The organism is Lawsonibacter sp. JLR.KK007 (genome assembly GCF_036941135.1).
Classification (GTDB): Bacteria; Bacillota; Clostridia; order Oscillospirales; family Oscillospiraceae; genus Lawsonibacter.
The window spans coordinates 121,836-136,835 of sequence record NZ_JAYWSY010000001.1 but is presented as its reverse complement, the minus strand read 5'-3'; the positions used below and the strand labels follow the sequence as shown (position 1 = coordinate 136,835).

27 protein-coding genes and 3 tRNA genes are annotated in these 15,000 nt (G+C 38.5%); 2 read left to right on the top strand and 28 right to left on the bottom strand.

Annotation, left to right across the window (positions count from 1 at the left end; translation table 11 throughout):
• Positions 1 to 18: 18 nt before the first annotated feature.
• The 3 genes from VV088_RS00950 to VV088_RS00940 all read right to left on the bottom strand — a co-directional run bounded on the left by VV088_RS00950 (position 19) and on the right by VV088_RS00940 (position 2,005).
• A tRNA-OTHER gene (locus tag VV088_RS00950) sits at positions 19 to 80 on the bottom strand.
• 60 nt (positions 81 to 140) lie between these two features.
• A complete protein-coding gene (locus VV088_RS00945; RefSeq protein WP_334598973.1) occupies positions 141 to 1,079 on the bottom strand; it encodes a hypothetical protein in 939 nt (312 codons plus the stop codon).
• 215 nt (positions 1,080 to 1,294) lie between these two features.
• Positions 1,295 to 2,005, bottom strand: a complete 711-nt coding sequence (locus tag VV088_RS00940) for a hypothetical protein (RefSeq protein ID WP_334598972.1) — start codon at positions 2,003 to 2,005, stop codon at positions 1,295 to 1,297.
• Between the two features lie 158 nt (positions 2,006 to 2,163).
• Here VV088_RS00940 and VV088_RS00935 point away from each other — a divergent pair, with 158 nt between their 5' ends.
• The gene (locus tag VV088_RS00935; RefSeq protein WP_160265855.1) at positions 2,164 to 2,514 is read left to right on the top strand and encodes a helix-turn-helix domain-containing protein; all 351 of its coding nucleotides are present in this window, start codon (positions 2,164 to 2,166) and stop codon (positions 2,512 to 2,514) included.
• 51 nt (positions 2,515 to 2,565) lie between these two features.
• Entirely contained in the window at positions 2,566 to 3,180 is a 615-nt protein-coding gene (locus VV088_RS00930; RefSeq protein WP_334598971.1) for an ImmA/IrrE family metallo-endopeptidase, read from the top strand.
• 3 nt (positions 3,181 to 3,183) lie between these two features.
• Here VV088_RS00930 and VV088_RS00925 read toward each other — a convergent pair.
• The 25 genes from VV088_RS00925 to VV088_RS00805 all read right to left on the bottom strand — a co-directional run bounded on the left by VV088_RS00925 (position 3,184) and on the right by VV088_RS00805 (position 14,968).
• Positions 3,184 to 3,276: transfer RNA gene (locus VV088_RS00925), tRNA-OTHER, on the bottom strand.
• A 3-nt stretch (positions 3,277 to 3,279) separates the two neighbouring features.
• Positions 3,280 to 3,370 (bottom strand) — tRNA-Ser (locus VV088_RS00920).
• Positions 3,371 to 3,413: 43 nt separating this feature from the next.
• Positions 3,414 to 3,686 (bottom strand): hypothetical protein, encoded by a 273-nt coding sequence (locus tag VV088_RS00915; protein WP_334598970.1) that lies wholly within the window; start codon positions 3,684 to 3,686, stop codon positions 3,414 to 3,416.
• A 208-nt stretch (positions 3,687 to 3,894) separates the two neighbouring features.
• On the bottom strand, positions 3,895 to 4,290 hold the full coding sequence (locus VV088_RS00910; RefSeq protein ID WP_334598969.1) for a beta-sandwich lipoprotein: 396 nt from the start codon (positions 4,288 to 4,290) through the stop codon (positions 3,895 to 3,897).
• A 26-nt stretch (positions 4,291 to 4,316) separates the two neighbouring features.
• The gene (locus VV088_RS00905; protein WP_334598968.1) at positions 4,317 to 4,685 is read right to left on the bottom strand and encodes a hypothetical protein; all 369 of its coding nucleotides are present in this window, start codon (positions 4,683 to 4,685) and stop codon (positions 4,317 to 4,319) included.
• A 48-nt stretch (positions 4,686 to 4,733) separates the two neighbouring features.
• On the bottom strand, positions 4,734 to 4,856 hold the full coding sequence (locus tag VV088_RS00900; protein ID WP_334598967.1) for a hypothetical protein: 123 nt from the start codon (positions 4,854 to 4,856) through the stop codon (positions 4,734 to 4,736).
• Positions 4,857 to 4,875: 19 nt separating this feature from the next.
• The gene (locus tag VV088_RS00895; RefSeq protein WP_334598966.1) at positions 4,876 to 5,199 is read right to left on the bottom strand and encodes a hypothetical protein; all 324 of its coding nucleotides are present in this window, start codon (positions 5,197 to 5,199) and stop codon (positions 4,876 to 4,878) included.
• Between the two features lie 4 nt (positions 5,200 to 5,203).
• A complete protein-coding gene (locus VV088_RS00890; RefSeq protein WP_334598965.1) occupies positions 5,204 to 5,383 on the bottom strand; it encodes a hypothetical protein in 180 nt (59 codons plus the stop codon).
• Entirely contained in the window at positions 5,383 to 6,075 is a 693-nt protein-coding gene (locus tag VV088_RS00885) for a hypothetical protein (RefSeq protein WP_285829510.1), read from the bottom strand. The genes VV088_RS00890 and VV088_RS00885 overlap by 1 nt, the downstream gene beginning before the upstream one ends.
• 105 nt (positions 6,076 to 6,180) lie before the next feature.
• Positions 6,181 to 6,522, bottom strand: a complete 342-nt coding sequence (locus VV088_RS00880) for a hypothetical protein (protein WP_217959302.1) — start codon at positions 6,520 to 6,522, stop codon at positions 6,181 to 6,183.
• Between the two features lie 11 nt (positions 6,523 to 6,533).
• Complete coding sequence (locus VV088_RS00875) at positions 6,534 to 6,926, bottom strand: hypothetical protein (RefSeq protein ID WP_217959303.1); 393 nt, start codon at positions 6,924 to 6,926, stop codon at positions 6,534 to 6,536.
• Between the two features lie 205 nt (positions 6,927 to 7,131).
• Positions 7,132 to 7,521 carry a hypothetical protein gene (locus tag VV088_RS00870; protein ID WP_285829509.1) on the bottom strand — a complete coding sequence of 130 codons (390 nt, stop codon included), beginning with the start codon at positions 7,519 to 7,521 and terminating at the stop codon, positions 7,132 to 7,134.
• A 4-nt stretch (positions 7,522 to 7,525) separates the two neighbouring features.
• Positions 7,526 to 8,068, bottom strand: coding sequence for a metallophosphoesterase (locus VV088_RS00865; protein ID WP_334598964.1), 543 nt, complete (start codon positions 8,066 to 8,068; stop codon positions 7,526 to 7,528).
• Between the two features lie 142 nt (positions 8,069 to 8,210).
• Positions 8,211 to 8,645 (bottom strand): hypothetical protein, encoded by a 435-nt coding sequence (locus tag VV088_RS00860; protein ID WP_285829499.1) that lies wholly within the window; start codon positions 8,643 to 8,645, stop codon positions 8,211 to 8,213.
• Positions 8,646 to 8,655: 10 nt separating this feature from the next.
• A complete protein-coding gene (locus VV088_RS00855; RefSeq protein WP_334598963.1) occupies positions 8,656 to 8,925 on the bottom strand; it encodes a hypothetical protein in 270 nt (89 codons plus the stop codon).
• A 10-nt stretch (positions 8,926 to 8,935) separates the two neighbouring features.
• The gene (locus VV088_RS00850) at positions 8,936 to 9,094 is read right to left on the bottom strand and encodes a hypothetical protein (RefSeq protein ID WP_334598962.1); all 159 of its coding nucleotides are present in this window, start codon (positions 9,092 to 9,094) and stop codon (positions 8,936 to 8,938) included.
• A 4-nt stretch (positions 9,095 to 9,098) separates the two neighbouring features.
• A complete protein-coding gene (locus tag VV088_RS00845; RefSeq protein WP_334598961.1) occupies positions 9,099 to 10,121 on the bottom strand; it encodes a nucleotidyltransferase domain-containing protein in 1,023 nt (340 codons plus the stop codon).
• Entirely contained in the window at positions 10,121 to 10,786 is a 666-nt protein-coding gene (locus VV088_RS00840) for a histidine phosphatase family protein (protein WP_334598960.1), read from the bottom strand. The genes VV088_RS00845 and VV088_RS00840 overlap by 1 nt, the downstream gene beginning before the upstream one ends.
• A 12-nt stretch (positions 10,787 to 10,798) precedes the next feature.
• Positions 10,799 to 10,969, bottom strand: a complete 171-nt coding sequence (locus tag VV088_RS00835) for a hypothetical protein (protein ID WP_285829495.1) — start codon at positions 10,967 to 10,969, stop codon at positions 10,799 to 10,801.
• Positions 10,962 to 11,354, bottom strand: a complete 393-nt coding sequence (locus VV088_RS00830; RefSeq protein ID WP_285829494.1) for a hypothetical protein — start codon at positions 11,352 to 11,354, stop codon at positions 10,962 to 10,964. The genes VV088_RS00835 and VV088_RS00830 overlap by 8 nt, the downstream gene beginning before the upstream one ends.
• Positions 11,355 to 11,735: 381 nt before the next feature.
• Entirely contained in the window at positions 11,736 to 12,254 is a 519-nt protein-coding gene (locus VV088_RS00825) for a hypothetical protein (protein ID WP_217959320.1), read from the bottom strand.
• Between the two features lie 275 nt (positions 12,255 to 12,529).
• Complete coding sequence (locus VV088_RS00820) at positions 12,530 to 12,892, bottom strand: hypothetical protein (protein ID WP_285829493.1); 363 nt, start codon at positions 12,890 to 12,892, stop codon at positions 12,530 to 12,532.
• A 1-nt stretch (position 12,893) separates the two neighbouring features.
• The gene (locus VV088_RS00815) at positions 12,894 to 13,625 is read right to left on the bottom strand and encodes an N-6 DNA methylase (RefSeq protein WP_285829492.1); all 732 of its coding nucleotides are present in this window, start codon (positions 13,623 to 13,625) and stop codon (positions 12,894 to 12,896) included.
• Positions 13,626 to 13,646: 21 nt separating this feature from the next.
• On the bottom strand, positions 13,647 to 13,829 hold the full coding sequence (locus tag VV088_RS00810) for a hypothetical protein (RefSeq protein WP_285829491.1): 183 nt from the start codon (positions 13,827 to 13,829) through the stop codon (positions 13,647 to 13,649).
• A gap of 59 nt (positions 13,830 to 13,888) precedes the next feature.
• Positions 13,889 to 14,968: a GmrSD restriction endonuclease domain-containing protein gene (locus VV088_RS00805; RefSeq protein ID WP_285829490.1), complete on the bottom strand. Its 1,080-nt coding sequence runs from the start codon at positions 14,966 to 14,968 to the stop codon at positions 13,889 to 13,891.
• Between the last annotated feature and the right edge of the window lie 32 nt (positions 14,969 to 15,000).

The following is a 15,000-nucleotide window of genomic DNA, read 5'->3' as shown; positions in this document are numbered from 1 at the left end:
ATTTTTGAAAAATGATGTTCGCACAAGCTGGACTCGAACCAGCATCTCCTTACGGTGTTCTACCATTGAACCATTCTGCGATAGTTGTATTTATGGTTATTAGCCAAGTTTTAAGAGGCCACGCCCCTTAAAACTGAAATTCAAGAATACATATGCTCCTTAAATTCCTGATATTCTTCAAATTTTCTTGCCATATCCATTTTGTGTTGAGAAGTTGGTTTCAAGTCCGGCTTTCCAAAGAAAACTTTTAGCTTATCAAAGTCAGACCTTGACAAATCACCATGCTCTTGTTCATACTGGTACATCCTATTATATATACCATTCAGATAAATCTTATTCCACTGAAATGTCTTGCCAATTTCTTCAGCCGCACGATTTGCGGAACTTGATATATTTGTAATTTGCGCTGTTGTAAATTGAGCATTTTTATAACTCCTGAATAAGAACTTGCTTTTAGCATAAGTCATAACGCTGCCGCCAAACTTACTTGAATCATAGGTGTCTGAGTCACGATAGTTTATAAGAACATACATAGCCAATGGAGGTAGCATAATTTTTTCTTTTGTCTCTGGATGAACTACATACCCTTTATCCTCATAAATATCTTCTTTTAGGATGTTTGAAAGGTATTTAATTTCAATCCCAAACCACACCAACACAGCAGCAGACCTGAATGTATCAAACTCTGATCCACGCTCTGAAAAGGCTTCATCCATCGTATTATGAAGTTCTTCATAGTCTCGAAAATAATACCTATCATACAAATGGGAACGGTCAAGATCAAAAAATGTAATATCACCAAGAATTTTTAATGGCTCATCTGTTCCGTAGCCTTCCTCAACCATCCACTTCATAAAATCATTCATCTTGCTCTTTTCAGAGTTAAAAGTGATGATAGATGTAGCATTAAAAGCAGAAAGCATTTCAATTAAATCTTGTCGAGTCAGGTCATTATAGGCCACGTCAGGCTTCATTCCAAAGAATTTTGTCAATAAAGTTCTGATATGTTGCTTGCTTTTTTCATTCATTTTTAGCGAGGATTCTTCAACATATCTGTCCATCACCAAGTTATTTACCATTATAATCACCTCACACTATTATAATAACATAGTTAAACGCACTTGTCAAGAAGATTTTTGCATTTATTGTTATTGTGGAGAAAGAAAATCAATGGATTGAGATGGCCTTAACTTCTTGTTGCTGGACGTTGATCCAGCGTCCTTACCAGAGCATTTTGTATCACTCACTTCCGTTGTTGTATCTATTGTTATTATAGTCGGCTTGCGCCGATTTGTCAAGCCTTATTTTCAAATTTCCCTAAGTTTTTCATAAATTCTTTTGCATGGTTCTGAAATGCTCGATGCTTTGCAAGAATATCATCTGGCATATCGACAGACATATATTCCTCAAAAATTTGCCTACTGGTTATAGAACAACCACGCTCCAGATCAAAGATACCAGCATAAATACGGTTACGATCATCATGCAGCCGGACTTGGAAACAAACAGTTCTGCACATCTGCATGGCTTGACCTTTTCCATATAAATATACATTAATAATGCTCTTGATCTGTGCTTGTTCGGTAATTGTAAGTTTCCCTAATAAAACAGGATGGATAGGAAGAATCAACAAATCCAGTTCTGGAAAGTACATATTATAGTTATCGTCCACATACTTTAAATCCATCAAATCTTCAATCTGGCTAAACTTACGCCGTCCACGCTTGACAGGCTCTTTTCTGCCATATACTGCTTTTATAGTATATGTGGTAGTAGAAGTCTTACAAATCGCCACAGTCTTAGACACATACTTAATGCCAATAACAGCATTATCAGTGTACACAGAGGACGCAAACAATCGCCGAAACTCCAGAAAAACGCCCATGTTACTAACGATTTCTGTAGTCATAAACTCAATGCCCTTATCTGTTGTAACCTTAAACATCCCAAACTGACCCAAATTCTCTACCAACTTATTTATTTCCTGCTTGCTGCTGTAAGGCATTATGAATCATCCTCCTAAAAAGTCTTGACATTTTAGATAATTTACCTTATAATCAGTGTAGATGAGATAACTTTCTCAGCCACGGTCTTTATAATACCAGATAGTTTTCTCATTGTCAAGGGAAAAATGAGATAGTTTTCTAATTGGAGGTATTTTCTATGGAATCTACGCTATATGAAAGAATCCGTATGCTGTGCGAGAAAAAAGGTATTTCAATCGCTAAACTGGAAAATGACTGTGGGTTTGCTAACTCAACCATCAAGAAATGGAAGTCCACAAGCACCCCCGGCGTAGATAAAATCAAAGTTATTGCACGTTACTTTGGCGTAACCGTTGACTATATCCTTGGTTTGACTGACATTCCTACACCAGCCGATGAATTAATTGGTGACGATGACATTATATCCATCCAAAGAGCAAGATCAAAAATGGTAGGAGGGGATAGGCAAAAAATGATGCAAATGCTCCGTATAGGTTTTGAATATGCTTTTAAAGACGATAATCAGTAAGTCCGTTTTATGGGACACTATTTATGATACAATCCAAGTGAGGTGATGGCCTTGATTAGATACGCCTATATTTGTAATCAAGTCTTGCAACTTTACAAAAAGCTGCCAAGCATCAAATTTCCTCTTGATCCACGACTATTCTTTGAACAGATGGATAACTGTAAAATAATGACGTACAATAAATTTGCAGAACTCAATCAATGCCCTTTACAAGAGGTCTTTGCTCTATGCGAAAGTAAAAGCGGTTGTACACACTATGACGTAGGGAAAAATCGGTATCTTATTCTATTCAATTCATCCAGAGAAAACCATAATGTTTTAGGACGTATTCGCTGGACTCTGGCTCATGAACTTGGTCATGTTACGCTCAACCACCTTCCATATATTGCTGAACCTCATATTGCAGAAAATAATTTCAATAATCTATCTAATCCAGAACTTGAAGCCGAGGCTGATCATTTTGCTGCGCTCTTGTTATGCCCTATGCCTTTGTATGAAATGCTAAACGTGGAATCGGCACAGGATATTCAACATATCTTTGGCCTGTCATGGGAGGCTTCTAACGTTCGCTGGAATGAATACATCAAATGGAAACGCAATCATAGAAAGACCGCTTGGGAAAACGATATGAAAAGATTAGTTAATCAACGTTTAGAACTAAAATAATTTTGGCTGGAGAAGTAGGACTCGAACCTACAAAGAAGGCTGCGCTACCTTCTCCGCTCCATAGTACGGTGTGTCTACCAATTCCACCATTCTCCAATATGGCGGCAGCGGTGGGATTTGAACCCACGGACGATTATTAATCGCCAACGGTTTTCAAGACCGCCTCATTAATCCACTCTGACACGCTGCCATATCCCTCCCTCACCACAAACGTAGTGAGGGAGATTTTTGTTTTACAAACACGCTTCAAGTCCAGCAATAGCCTTTTCCATTTTTGTAATGCGCCCACGTAATGAGTCAATAGTGTTTTTGATTTCCTCTTTATCAGTTGCTACATAATAACCCTTTTGACCAGAACATATCGGGCTTCCATTACTTCGAGCAGCATTAATCATATGCCGGATCATAGTTCTTGGAACACCAAATGCCTCTGCCAATTCGCTGCTACAAATTGGATAATCTTTGCCATTAGAATGTTCACGCAGATATTTTTCGATTAAATCCATATGTCTCACCTATTGAATGAATTACTTACGTTTACTGCACCACGATCCATCAATCTTTCTCATTGAATAATCGGACAGTTCGCCATTATAAGATGCAGTAACTTTTACATCTTCGTTTGTGACTATGATCCTTACGCTGGTTGCACCCGGAAACATTTTCTTTGTGTTTTCAAGAATCTCATGCAGAAAATCATCCATTCAAATCACCTCAATCGTTCATAGTAACTGTAACAGGAACAATCATTTCAGGCAGGAAGTTCACTTCATAATGATACTTGTCAACATAGGCTCCGCTAACATCCTCAACAACATAGATAGTCCACTCATTGAGATAAACCATATGTTTCTTATAAACACCCTGACCAACCTCAACCGTAACTTCCAATTCATTTGTTGAGTTATTAGAAATCGCAAAATTTCCAATCAACTCAAACACAGGTTTGTCGGTACGGGCGTTGATAACCTCCAGCCGCCGTGTGACATTAAAGTTATCTGCCTCTTTTGAAATATTATAGGCAACACGATCCGACTGACGCTGACACCCACACAGCATACAAGCCAATGCTGCAATGAACATTAAAATAATAGCCGCTCTCTTTTTCATTTTATGTTTATCCCCTTTACTATTCTTTAATAATTATCAGGAATTGACCAATCCTCACAAAGACGAGCGTCCATCTTAGTCTGACTTACACTGATCTCACTCTCAACATATGTCGGTGCAATTTCACCAGAATCATTTGTAGTAAGAATCCAAGTAGCCGTAGTCACAACACTTTCTGTATACAGTCCATTCGGCTCTGCAAGAGGTACAATGTTCCAATAACTACCTCCACCACGGGCCTCTTGCGAAGATTCAGGGGCGGTAATTGCTGCTCCATAAGGAATACCATACCCAATACAAGTCCCCTGATAAATCCATTTGCCTGTGTACTCATTTTTAGTATACCAATAACAAATAAGATTAGGATTATCACGCATTTCATAGATTTCTTTCAACTGAGAATACTCAAAGAAATTTGTGATATTTGGAAATCCAATACTATCCTAAATCTGATCTTTTAACTCATTGATATATTGAGTTTCCTCACTATCATACATACAGCCAGCCAAGATACCCGTCATAAGAACCGTACAAAGGGCAATAGCCACAATTTTAAACTTCTTCATTTTCAAATCTCCTTTATTATTAATGATTAAGACACTGGTTGTAAAAACTCCGTAAGGTTACATTATCAATGGAATCAGTATCCAAATTGGGATACCGCATTACAACATACTCCATAATTGTGTTCTTATCCGCATCTGTTTCGGCATTGTTATACTGCTTATAACTATCTGCCAAGAACGATGCAGCAGCCTCAGAATATGTCGTGGTCTGCTTAAAGACTTCTCGATCTGCTTCTGTTTGCCACTTGTCAACAATCATATCCCACTTAATAGCGGCATATGTTCCACCAACAACAATCACTACAGCCAGCAAAGCAAGGAGAACATTTTTGACAGTTTTCATTTTATCAATTCCTTCCCTTTAATGTTTCCATCAGCACTTCTTGAAACGACTGAAGAACTTTTTTACTTTTGTTTTTCTTATACAGCACTACTTTTGGCTTATTGTCAAGGCTATCGCATATATCTAAAACCCTGATTTTATCGCCATTTTTGTTTTGATATGTGCTGCCGATTGCCAAATCCATCACGGCCTCTTTTCGTCAGGCCAGATCACGACAGGAACATCATTCTTACCAAGCATCCGATACATCAAGAAAGACGTATACCCATCAAACAGGTTCAGCTTCTCATCAACAAAAATCTCAGTCTCAAACTTGTGAGCCTTACGCCACTCATCCAGCCGCCGCATCAACTTTTCGTTACAAGGAATGGTCTTTGCGAAAGATTGTGGAATCTGGATACACTCAATAGGAACCAGCCGCCGTTCAAGATTCATGAAGTCGCATTTTCTCTGAGCCTTATCACGATCCAACCAAATCTCATCATCGGTCAGTTTACGGGGAGTAGAACCATTGCCATCTTCACTAACAGCGAACATCATATTTGCCCCATTGGTATTCGCAATCATATTGATTGCAACAACTGTTCCTTCTCCGACTTCATATTTCGGGGACATGGCCTTCACCATACCCTTGCCACCACATTCAGGACACTTATACTGCTTAATGTTTCCGATAACTGCATCCCGATAATTCTCTGCAAATTGATGAACAAGGGACTGAACAAACTCGCTGGGGCTTTCGTAACCATCCTCCACATTCAGGGGCTTACCAAGAGAGATGTGACCAGTGCCGTTGCACAGGCTACACTTAACCTTGCGGATCGGTTTCAGAAAATAAACCTTACTGCCAATTTCTTTGCTCGTTTCGATGTACATAACCTTGCTCCTTTATTGTTGTATTTGTGGTTATTTCCACTTATTCATTGCCAGCTTTTCGCTGGCTCCTTACACTACCTATTATAGTTGTATTTCTGATTATTGTCAAGAGGTTTTTGAAAATTTTTTAAAAAACTTTCCTCCAGCCTTTTCAATATCGTCATACGAGGTTACTGATCCCATTGAACTTACAAACCACAATAGTTTGTTCTCATACCGTACTCGAACTGGAATAAGTTTCTGATCAATTTCAACATAGATATGTTGACCGTCCATTCGTATCAAATCATAATAGAACAGTTCTTTTCTATGTTTGCAACCATCATGAGGAAACGGACAAGTAGCACACTCAGTTGGATCGCAAAACACACTCCCATCATTATGTGTTAAAGCATATATTACATAACCAATGAGAAATACTACTATGCAAAATAAAACATATTGCATATAATTCTCCTTTACCAAGATTCAATATCTGTTATATCTTCTTCAGCACCGCAAATTGGACACTTTATCTTTACAACTGTGCCAATGCCTGTTCCTTGAAGATCATAAATAAAGCGACTTCCATTTTTACAAAGTTGATAATGACGATCTCGAAAAGCCTTGTCTCGCTCATATTCTTTTGGAGAAAGAACAGTAATAGCCCGCTGCTGGATAGATCGAATTTCATCTTCTTTGGCCTTAATACCAGCCTCTTTGTCATAACGATTTAATGTAGCACGTAGAGCCTTGTTATCCCGTACAAGATAATTAACCGCTTGTTTGATTGAATTCAAACTTTGCTGTATATTTTTTTCTGGATCATTAAAAGCAATAATATTACCTTCTTCATCAAGTACAAACGCCATAAGTCCTCCTATATAAACAATGAGATAACACCTATAATCGGCAGACCAATAAAAAGCGTCAATATAAGACTAATTATAAGTGCGCCTAAAACTCTCGCAAAAAAGTTATTAGTAGGAACACCATTATATGAAATCACCAACTTCGGATTAAAGAAAACAATGACATACGCCAGAACAAAAAATCCCAAAACGAATTTCATTATTATCACCTCAAATCAACTTCAAGTTTATATGCACCGTTTCCATAATAATCAATATCATAATCCTTCATTTGATTATCATTTTCTTTAGAGTTTGGATTATAAGGCATTGAAAACCCAAGACGCAGAACATGATTAAGAACTCTACGTACAGTAGTGCTACGGCTGCAACGCTCTTCAAAAGCAAGAGAACCATTATCCAAATTTACAAGCGAACAATACGATGTGGTATTACTACCATTGTATTTGTTTTTATTATCACGGAATGATACAACCATATAAATGCCAGTTATAGTATCTCTTTGTTTGACAATAATCAGCGATCCATTGTGCAAGTTCAACTTGCGATCTAAATTCAGGTCAGGAATTTGCCCCTTGATAAAGACGTTATTCATTAAATCACTCCTTCAAAAATTCTAAGTCAATCACATTTTTGAAAAGCATCTGTGATTTATCGTTGATTAAACGGTCATCATGAAAATGTCCAAATAACCAATAACGATAATCCAAATTCCTTTCAACTTCCGCAAGCCAATGTTCTGTAGAATTATCAACACTGTTCTGGTCTATGCCAGACAAAAACAAATCAAAAGGTTGCCACTGATACGGGCAAGTATGAGACAGAACCAGATCAACTTTGCCAAGTTGCTTTACATTTTTCAGAATACTCTTTCGCCGTTGTTCTGGTATCTGCTCATCCTCAAACCAATGGTATCCACTTTGCAGACGATACCACTTATCTACACTATATGCACCACCAAGCACAAGCGTCTGTAATCCCTCAAGATCAAACACCTCTCCATCTTGTGCAAAGATAAGATTAGAGTATTCGTCCTCAATATAAACCGCTCCACCATGCCAAACATCAGAATGATATGTAGCAAGGCTTTCTGGCCTACGCTCATGATTGCCATGAATACAGAAATATGTTCGGTTTTCCATTTTTACTTGCAAGTTCTCTCAATTCTTTTAATATGACATAAGTTCTTGCATCCCATTTCCCATCTTTACGGCGTTTTCCAATTATTACAGAACCATCAAGCCGAAGTTCCTCCCAAATCAACTGAACATTCATAATAAATCCTCAACAACTCAACCCCAGCAATACCTTTTCCTCTGCCGTAAGTTTTGCCAATGCAACTTCTCGTTTATCTTTTTCCAAATTTTTTCTACTCAAAGTAACAGAAGCATATGCAGAACCTTTAGATACAAAGGTATTTCTATCTTGAAGCATATTTCGGAAAAATCCAATTCGATCAATCGGAGAAAGTTTCCATGTTTCAGAATTAATATCAAGCGTTACATTTACTTCATCTAAAACTCTTTTTGGAACAGGAATATCAGTACAAACTTTTTCAAATTCCAGCGAATAGCAACACTTTTCAGCTAATGCAAAAGCTATATCGTCAATATATCCTTGAAATACTCCAAGATGCCTTGTTGATCTACCTTCGCAATCTCCTTCTGTAGTAACTATCCAAATTCCATAAGGATTTTTATAATCTTCAGCAGTAATCATATTTTCCTCCTTACTCTCCTACTACAATAAACAGAAACTTCTTTCCCCACTTAACCATCATACAATCTGGCCTATCCAGCGTAATATTTAGCTTTGGGTTATTTTTCCGCACTTCATTAGTTGAAGAAACTATACCAGCTTCTTTAAGTATCGCTGGTAAATATCTTGTTTCTGTAAATAAGGTTTTCTGTCTTTCATTGGTGTTCCAATCATCAAGATTGAACGCCAATAATTCCTCTGGAGCAACCAAAGGTGTTCCAATCACTACATTCAAAAGCATATATTTCTCCTTAGTTCTCAAACCAATCATTATGCCACGAATTACCATGCCACGTTTGATGAATAAAAACAAATTCCAGCCATCGCCATTCTCCATTAGCTTTAATTGGCAAAAATGCGAATTTTCTTATGACCTGTTCTTCACCAACAAAATTTCCAAGCCACCGCATTCAGTTATCCTCCTGTAATCTTAATTGCTTCGCTGTTCACATACAAAACAAATTCCTCAATGCGCTTGTAATTCGGCTTCGGCGGGAGAACCGTATGTTCCTTTGCATACTGCATCCGTTTTTCCAGATCGCTTACCATATCAAAGAACTCCTGCTCATAAGTCCCATCCTCTTTCTGATATTTTCCGTTACGAATAGACATGAGCAGAGGAATATCTTTCTCTCGATATGTCGCAAACTCTCCACCCTCCAGCAGATCAATACACGTCAGATACAAACGGATCAAGTGCATAGCGTGTTTATTCAGGTGTTCATCGTCTTTCTTGTGATTACGGTGATTCAACTTCTCATATGTGCCAATGACATTGCTAAGTTCATTCATAATGCTATTGAAATCACGTGCTGGATAATGATTCAGATGAATGTTAGCAAAAACCTCAGTATCATATTCCTCCCGTTGGCTTTCCGCTGTGTAAAGAACAATGCTGCCCTTATCAAACTGTGTATACTTTTCCTCAAAGTGTTTCATGGAATTTTTCATGGAGTTGAGTGTATGTTCCTCTTTCTTGGACTGAGAAACACGATCACGGGCAACTGCACACTCCAATCTCCGAAGCTGCTGGTTCGCATAACCGCCAAAAGACTGTACTGCCTTTTGAGACAAGAACATTTTACGCTCATCTACCATCATTTTTCCGATAGGATGATAAAACACGTAAGTTTCAGGCCGACAGAAAAGTAACTCTACAGTATTTGGATTGCAATTTTCCAGTAGGCTTACCAACTTGTTAAAGGAATAAATTGTAGTATCCGTTTCATTGTCAATGACTTGCTCAAAATTAGATCGTCCAAGCAAGTCCCTTCGTGAATTAAGAGCGCAACCACGAATGTCAACATCAGATGTGGGTTTATTTGTACCGTATGCGTGACTACCACCAAATGTTGCAAACAGCATCGACCCCCCAAGATGAGGGTTTGTCTGAATGAATTGGTACTCCGGGCGGCTCAAGACTTCTTTAATATCCATTAATTTTCCTCCGAATTACCATAAATATATCCAAAATCAATATTTGTTCCATTATCAAGCAAAATAGATTGAATACTACAATTTCCGGGGTTATGTTCCATTGCATACCATTCATGATTATAATGAAATATAGCTTTACGCAATATAGTTAATGCTGCACCATGTCCAACAATGATAATATTGTCAGGACAACCATTATGTATATCTCGGAAAAGAGTATCAAGAAACAATTTCTGCCTAATTTCACAATCAAACGGGCTTTCTCCACCGGGCCTACGAGCATAAAATTTTCCATTGAATTTACGATTATTTTGATACCGCTCCCAATCTTCGGGAAAAAGTTCTGGAATTTTTTCTTTTGGAATGGCATCAAAAATACCAAACTGTAATTCTGTGAGCATATCATCTTCTTTAACTTTACTTACATTAATATGCTTTAAAATTGCTCCTGCTGTTTCACGTGTTCTTTTATATGGAGAAACCCACATAACAATGTTTGATGACGGCACACCATCCAAATGTTGTGCAATAAATTTTCCAGCATTAGACGCTTGTTGCATCCCTTTTTCTGTCAAATATATTGCATGATCTGGCATACGCAGTTCCTGATTAATTCCAACATTTTGAATAGATTCACCATAACGAACAAGATAAAGTCTTTTCATAAAATTTCCTTTCTAAGCAATCTGCTTAATCGAAATATTAGTAACAAAGAATGCCCCATCTGCTTTCAGCTTTTCAACCGCAAACTGTCTGGCCTTTCTTTCAGTATTTGCCTTTACAGTTACAGTCTTATATCTGGAGGCATCCATATTTATTTCAGCCCTTACTTCCCAAGTTTTAATCATGATTTTTCCAGCTTTCTCTAAATCCATTTACATATTTGCCGTCTTTCTGAACACAAGCCAAACGAAATGCAGAAAGAATTGCTTCTGTATCAATGTCCATGCAGTTATCACGTTCAGCATATTTCTTGTGCTGCTCTGGAAAAACGTCTTTGAAGTTTTCCTGCTGTCGTTTTGCATCAAAGTATTGCCACACATCAAACGCTGGATTATCTGCCGTTTTCAAATAGTCCACAAAAGAATCTCGAATTATCCGTACCAGTTCGTTATCAGAATAATACTGCTTTGGTGTTCCAGTATATTCAGAAAGAAAACCAATGATAGATTCTTTTGCAGACTTTTCACTATGCTTTACAGCATAGATAAGACCAAGTGTTAAATCGTTCATATCTGTTTGCTCCTTTTAGGCCATTAGATATTCACCACGAAGTAACTTCCGCTGCCATCCGTCCCCAACATCAATATAAATTGTTCCGGGATCGTTTTTTACCAACGCACATACTGTATATGTTTTTTCCAAATTCTGTTCTATGCCATGTATCTGTTGTAAGCAGACACTTGACCTTATCTCCTATCTGCGGATTAAGATTGGCATAGGGAGCATAGCAGTTTTGGCACAGCAACATTTCTCCAATCTGTTTCCAGCCATTTATATGTAAATCAGCCCAACCACGTTTGTTTTTAACAACCTTTCCACACTTACTACACGTACATTCAAAATATCTGACCTCTTTGATATTATCCACGGCGTTTAATCATTCCTTTGTAATTATTTTTCCGCTTTAAATTTATAAATCTGCTCCATTTTTGCAGTAACTTTCTGATAGCAATATTCTCTGGCTTCCGCTACTGTCATGCGCTGCCGATCAATCAGCACAATTCCATTACGAAAATCTTCACGACAATCTTTATCAAACAGTTTTTCCAGTGTAGGATCAATATACATCTCATGACAATCCAAGATGTAGTTTTCCACATTATCCAAATCAAATGTGATTTTTCCCGTATGCTTAATTTCTCCATCGACTTTTGTAATCTTCCAATCATCAATGGGAAATACTCCAGATTCAAGCCTATCCAAAAATCCAATCACTTCATCGTAATGCCAATCTTTCAGATTGTAACTTCCGAATTGAAAAGTGTCCCAATTCATTTTATGCAAAGCATCAAGATAAAACTTCCACTTTTCCTCTGTTGAGGTTTTCTCCCATGCAGCATTGCCTTTACTCTCTCTGATCTTTGGAATAATCCAGATACCCAGCAGAACAAGCAAACAAACTGCAAACATTGTAAATCACCTACACAATCAGATTATTCTATATCTTTATTATACTTGTATTTGTGGTTATTGTCAAGCCCTAATTTCTGTTCTGGCAATGTTTTTTCTCTCTTTAGCAATCCTACGCTGCCGCCAATATTCATGATTCTCAAACCGCTTCAGGTGTCGGCACTGTTTCCCAAGACAATTTTTCCGCTTCATTTCCTTGACTGTCAACAGGCCACAATGCAAACAACAATAGCCGACTGGATTATTAGGCTTACCACCATAAATTGTTTTTTCCATCAATACTCAACCTTCTTTCCATCAGGGAGGCAAGCCATTACATATTCATAAAGCCAGTGATACAGAATATCTACACTCTCATGAAACGCATTATACTTACCATTAAACGTGTTCAAATCCTGCGTCATGTACTTAAAAATTTCTGTACGATGAAACTGCTGCTTTGCCAGTTCAGGATTTTCCACGCACGTATATACCCATATACGCTCACACTTTGGTCTAAACTCATCAACCTTGACTCGCATCTTTCCACAATCAGTATCAAAGTGATATGCTCCATACCGATCCTGCTCTGCTCCAAGCTGGCGCATCAACTTGTCAACTCGCTTTACCAGACAATTATAATCACGTTTGTACACCATCTTATTTATCCTCCTTGAAAAGCTGCTCCACCTGTTTGATCATCCTGCGAGTTTTCCATACTTCGGAAAAGTACATTGGAGTGAACCAATAATTTTCCAGTGTGTCATCTACTGCCATAGGCTTTGAGATTGCATCGTCAATCTTGATATAGGCCGCTACACCAAGCAAGGATAACTGAATGTAGCACATAAGTCCAACAGTCAAATCAATATCCTGCGCCGCTACAAGCAAGTGATTCTGGAAGTTCAACCTCTGTTTTTCCAGTATGCTCTTAATTGTATTGACTCCGGCAATCAGTGTCGATCCTGCGCCGCAACAATCATCATTGAGCGTTATGTACCCTTTCTCCTTGACCTCCTGCGCTACATTCTCCATCGTGATTTCTGCCATAAGGCGACTCACATTATAGGGAGTGAAAATCTGTTTGTGTTGCTTGTTGACAAGGCCAAGTTCAGTATAGATAGTCCCAAGAAAATCTTGATCAGGATTTTCCTCTAAAGCCATTACTGTATAAGCCAACAACTTCGGGAAAGCCGCCTGATCCTCTTTGTCATACTTTTTGATTGTATCCATATACAACTTTTCCCGTTCATCATAATGGCTTTTATCCAGCGCATTAGAGAAAGAACACGAACACATAACCACAAAGTCTTTCCAAACTTCCCACGGAGATAACTTGTGTGTCAACTTATTAAAGGTGTCCACAAACTCTTTTCTTATTGTTGTGTTCATAACCGCTTTCCTTTCTGGCTGTTAGCCTTTGATTGTCGCCCACGCAAAAGGATAATTCCTTTTGTAGTAGACTTTGTTGTTTGACTTCCAATTTTCCACATCTACATCCAGCTTTGCCTTTGCCTCATCCAAAGTGTTATACTCTCCAATGACAAAATATCTGCGGAATGAAACAATATCGGGAGAAATAATGTTTTGATACATCTTGTTTTCCTCCATCCCCGTATAGCCGATAGGTCAGCTTATGATTTTTCCAGTATGATTTACTCGGCCTGATCCTCTTCGCCTTCGTCCTGCCTATTACACGTGCCGTTGTTCACGCAACTCTCACAATCATACGTGCCATTCTCGCAATTTGTGTCCTCACCAACAAGGGCTTTCATAATGTCACGGCGCATCTGAACAGAGGCGGGCTTTGCGCTGCCAGAAGTTACGGTCTTATTGTAGTCATCAGAGGTAGAGGGATTTCCGCTAAAGAAGTCTGCCAAAGTATTGTTGATTTCATCCTGAGACTTTTCCGCTTCAACCGCCAGATAGCAATAGTAAACTGCGCTAATAAAATGCGTTCTTGCCTTAATAGTCTTAATAAGCTGTTTGTCATTCTTGCTATCCAAACTATCCAGAAATTCCTTGTAAGCGTTCAGGCCAGAATCGAGGCGGCTAATAACCTCATTGTCAATCTGAACGTCCTGCGCCCACTCACGGAAAGACTTTGTACCAAAATCAGGATTTTCCACTGTGACAATATGGTACAACTGCATAGCGATCATTTCATCAGTGAACCGCTTTTTTCCGGCCTCTGTAACAACTGCCTGAATTGTGTCATGTCCAGCCAATTCCTGAAATACTTTCAGATTTGCCGTGTTTACTCTGGTCAACTCGATAGAGGACAGAGGTTTGCCATTGTTAAGCCGCCTGAAAAACTCCCGTACCTCATCTTCCGTCATATCTTCATAGTAGTAAATAGTAAGGTTATAATCCTTAATCCTATCCTGCGCCCACTCCGGCAACTGTTCAAACGTCATGCCGCTGAAGTCCTCTGTGTTTCCATCATCATCTGTCACGGCGGGGAAGTCAGTAGCCAGTGCATAATCCCCATTCAAAAATCCACTAATGGCATTGCTGCGCTGCTTTCCGTCCAGACTGTCATACACTCCGTTCTCATCCCGTGTAAAGTACATAGCGGGAATGGCATAACCATAAAGCATACTGTGAATGAGAAGGCTCTTTTTCCCATTGTCCCACACAAGCCCACGCTGCACCGCATTGTCGAAGTTTACCTTGCCCTTGTTCATCTGATTAGTCAGAGTCTTTGCCGTCCACTGAATATTAAAACGTGTCATTTTTATTTCCTCCTAATAATTTATGTTGTATT

What these genes read in the sequence shown, in the direction of transcription:
- VV088_RS00945 (WP_334598973.1), bottom strand. Translation starts at nt 1,079, where the DNA reads ATGGTAAATAACTTGGTGATGGACAGATATGTTGAAGAATCCTCGCTA.
- VV088_RS00940 (WP_334598972.1), bottom strand. Translation starts at nt 2,005, where the DNA reads ATGCCTTACAGCAGCAAGCAGGAAATAAATAAGTTGGTAGAGAATTTG.
- VV088_RS00935 (WP_160265855.1), top strand. Translation starts at nt 2,164, where the DNA reads ATGGAATCTACGCTATATGAAAGAATCCGTATGCTGTGCGAGAAAAAA.
- VV088_RS00915 (WP_334598970.1), bottom strand. Translation starts at nt 3,686, where the DNA reads ATGGATTTAATCGAAAAATATCTGCGTGAACATTCTAATGGCAAAGAT.
- VV088_RS00910 (WP_334598969.1), bottom strand. Translation starts at nt 4,290, where the DNA reads ATGAAAAAGAGAGCGGCTATTATTTTAATGTTCATTGCAGCATTGGCT.
- VV088_RS00900 (WP_334598967.1), bottom strand. Translation starts at nt 4,856, where the DNA reads ATGAAGAAGTTTAAAATTGTGGCTATTGCCCTTTGTACGGTTCTTATG.
- VV088_RS00895 (WP_334598966.1), bottom strand. Translation starts at nt 5,199, where the DNA reads ATGAAAACTGTCAAAAATGTTCTCCTTGCTTTGCTGGCTGTAGTGATT.
- VV088_RS00890 (WP_334598965.1), bottom strand. Translation starts at nt 5,383, where the DNA reads ATGGATTTGGCAATCGGCAGCACATATCAAAACAAAAATGGCGATAAA.
- VV088_RS00885 (WP_285829510.1), bottom strand. Translation starts at nt 6,075, where the DNA reads ATGTACATCGAAACGAGCAAAGAAATTGGCAGTAAGGTTTATTTTCTG.
- VV088_RS00880 (WP_217959302.1), bottom strand. Translation starts at nt 6,522, where the DNA reads ATGCAATATGTTTTATTTTGCATAGTAGTATTTCTCATTGGTTATGTA.
- VV088_RS00875 (WP_217959303.1), bottom strand. Translation starts at nt 6,926, where the DNA reads ATGGCGTTTGTACTTGATGAAGAAGGTAATATTATTGCTTTTAATGAT.
- VV088_RS00870 (WP_285829509.1), bottom strand. Translation starts at nt 7,521, where the DNA reads ATGAATAACGTCTTTATCAAGGGGCAAATTCCTGACCTGAATTTAGAT.
- VV088_RS00865 (WP_334598964.1), bottom strand. Translation starts at nt 8,068, where the DNA reads ATGGAAAACCGAACATATTTCTGTATTCATGGCAATCATGAGCGTAGG.
- VV088_RS00860 (WP_285829499.1), bottom strand. Translation starts at nt 8,645, where the DNA reads ATGATTACTGCTGAAGATTATAAAAATCCTTATGGAATTTGGATAGTT.
- VV088_RS00855 (WP_334598963.1), bottom strand. Translation starts at nt 8,925, where the DNA reads ATGCTTTTGAATGTAGTGATTGGAACACCTTTGGTTGCTCCAGAGGAA.
- VV088_RS00850 (WP_334598962.1), bottom strand. Translation starts at nt 9,094, where the DNA reads ATGCGGTGGCTTGGAAATTTTGTTGGTGAAGAACAGGTCATAAGAAAA.
- VV088_RS00845 (WP_334598961.1), bottom strand. Translation starts at nt 10,121, where the DNA reads ATGGATATTAAAGAAGTCTTGAGCCGCCCGGAGTACCAATTCATTCAG.
- VV088_RS00840 (WP_334598960.1), bottom strand. Translation starts at nt 10,786, where the DNA reads ATGAAAAGACTTTATCTTGTTCGTTATGGTGAATCTATTCAAAATGTT.
- VV088_RS00835 (WP_285829495.1), bottom strand. Translation starts at nt 10,969, where the DNA reads ATGATTAAAACTTGGGAAGTAAGGGCTGAAATAAATATGGATGCCTCC.
- VV088_RS00830 (WP_285829494.1), bottom strand. Translation starts at nt 11,354, where the DNA reads ATGAACGATTTAACACTTGGTCTTATCTATGCTGTAAAGCATAGTGAA.
- VV088_RS00825 (WP_217959320.1), bottom strand. Translation starts at nt 12,254, where the DNA reads ATGTTTGCAGTTTGTTTGCTTGTTCTGCTGGGTATCTGGATTATTCCA.
- VV088_RS00820 (WP_285829493.1), bottom strand. Translation starts at nt 12,892, where the DNA reads ATGGTGTACAAACGTGATTATAATTGTCTGGTAAAGCGAGTTGACAAG.
- VV088_RS00815 (WP_285829492.1), bottom strand. Translation starts at nt 13,625, where the DNA reads ATGAACACAACAATAAGAAAAGAGTTTGTGGACACCTTTAATAAGTTG.
- VV088_RS00810 (WP_285829491.1), bottom strand. Translation starts at nt 13,829, where the DNA reads ATGTATCAAAACATTATTTCTCCCGATATTGTTTCATTCCGCAGATAT.
- VV088_RS00805 (WP_285829490.1), bottom strand. Translation starts at nt 14,968, where the DNA reads ATGACACGTTTTAATATTCAGTGGACGGCAAAGACTCTGACTAATCAG.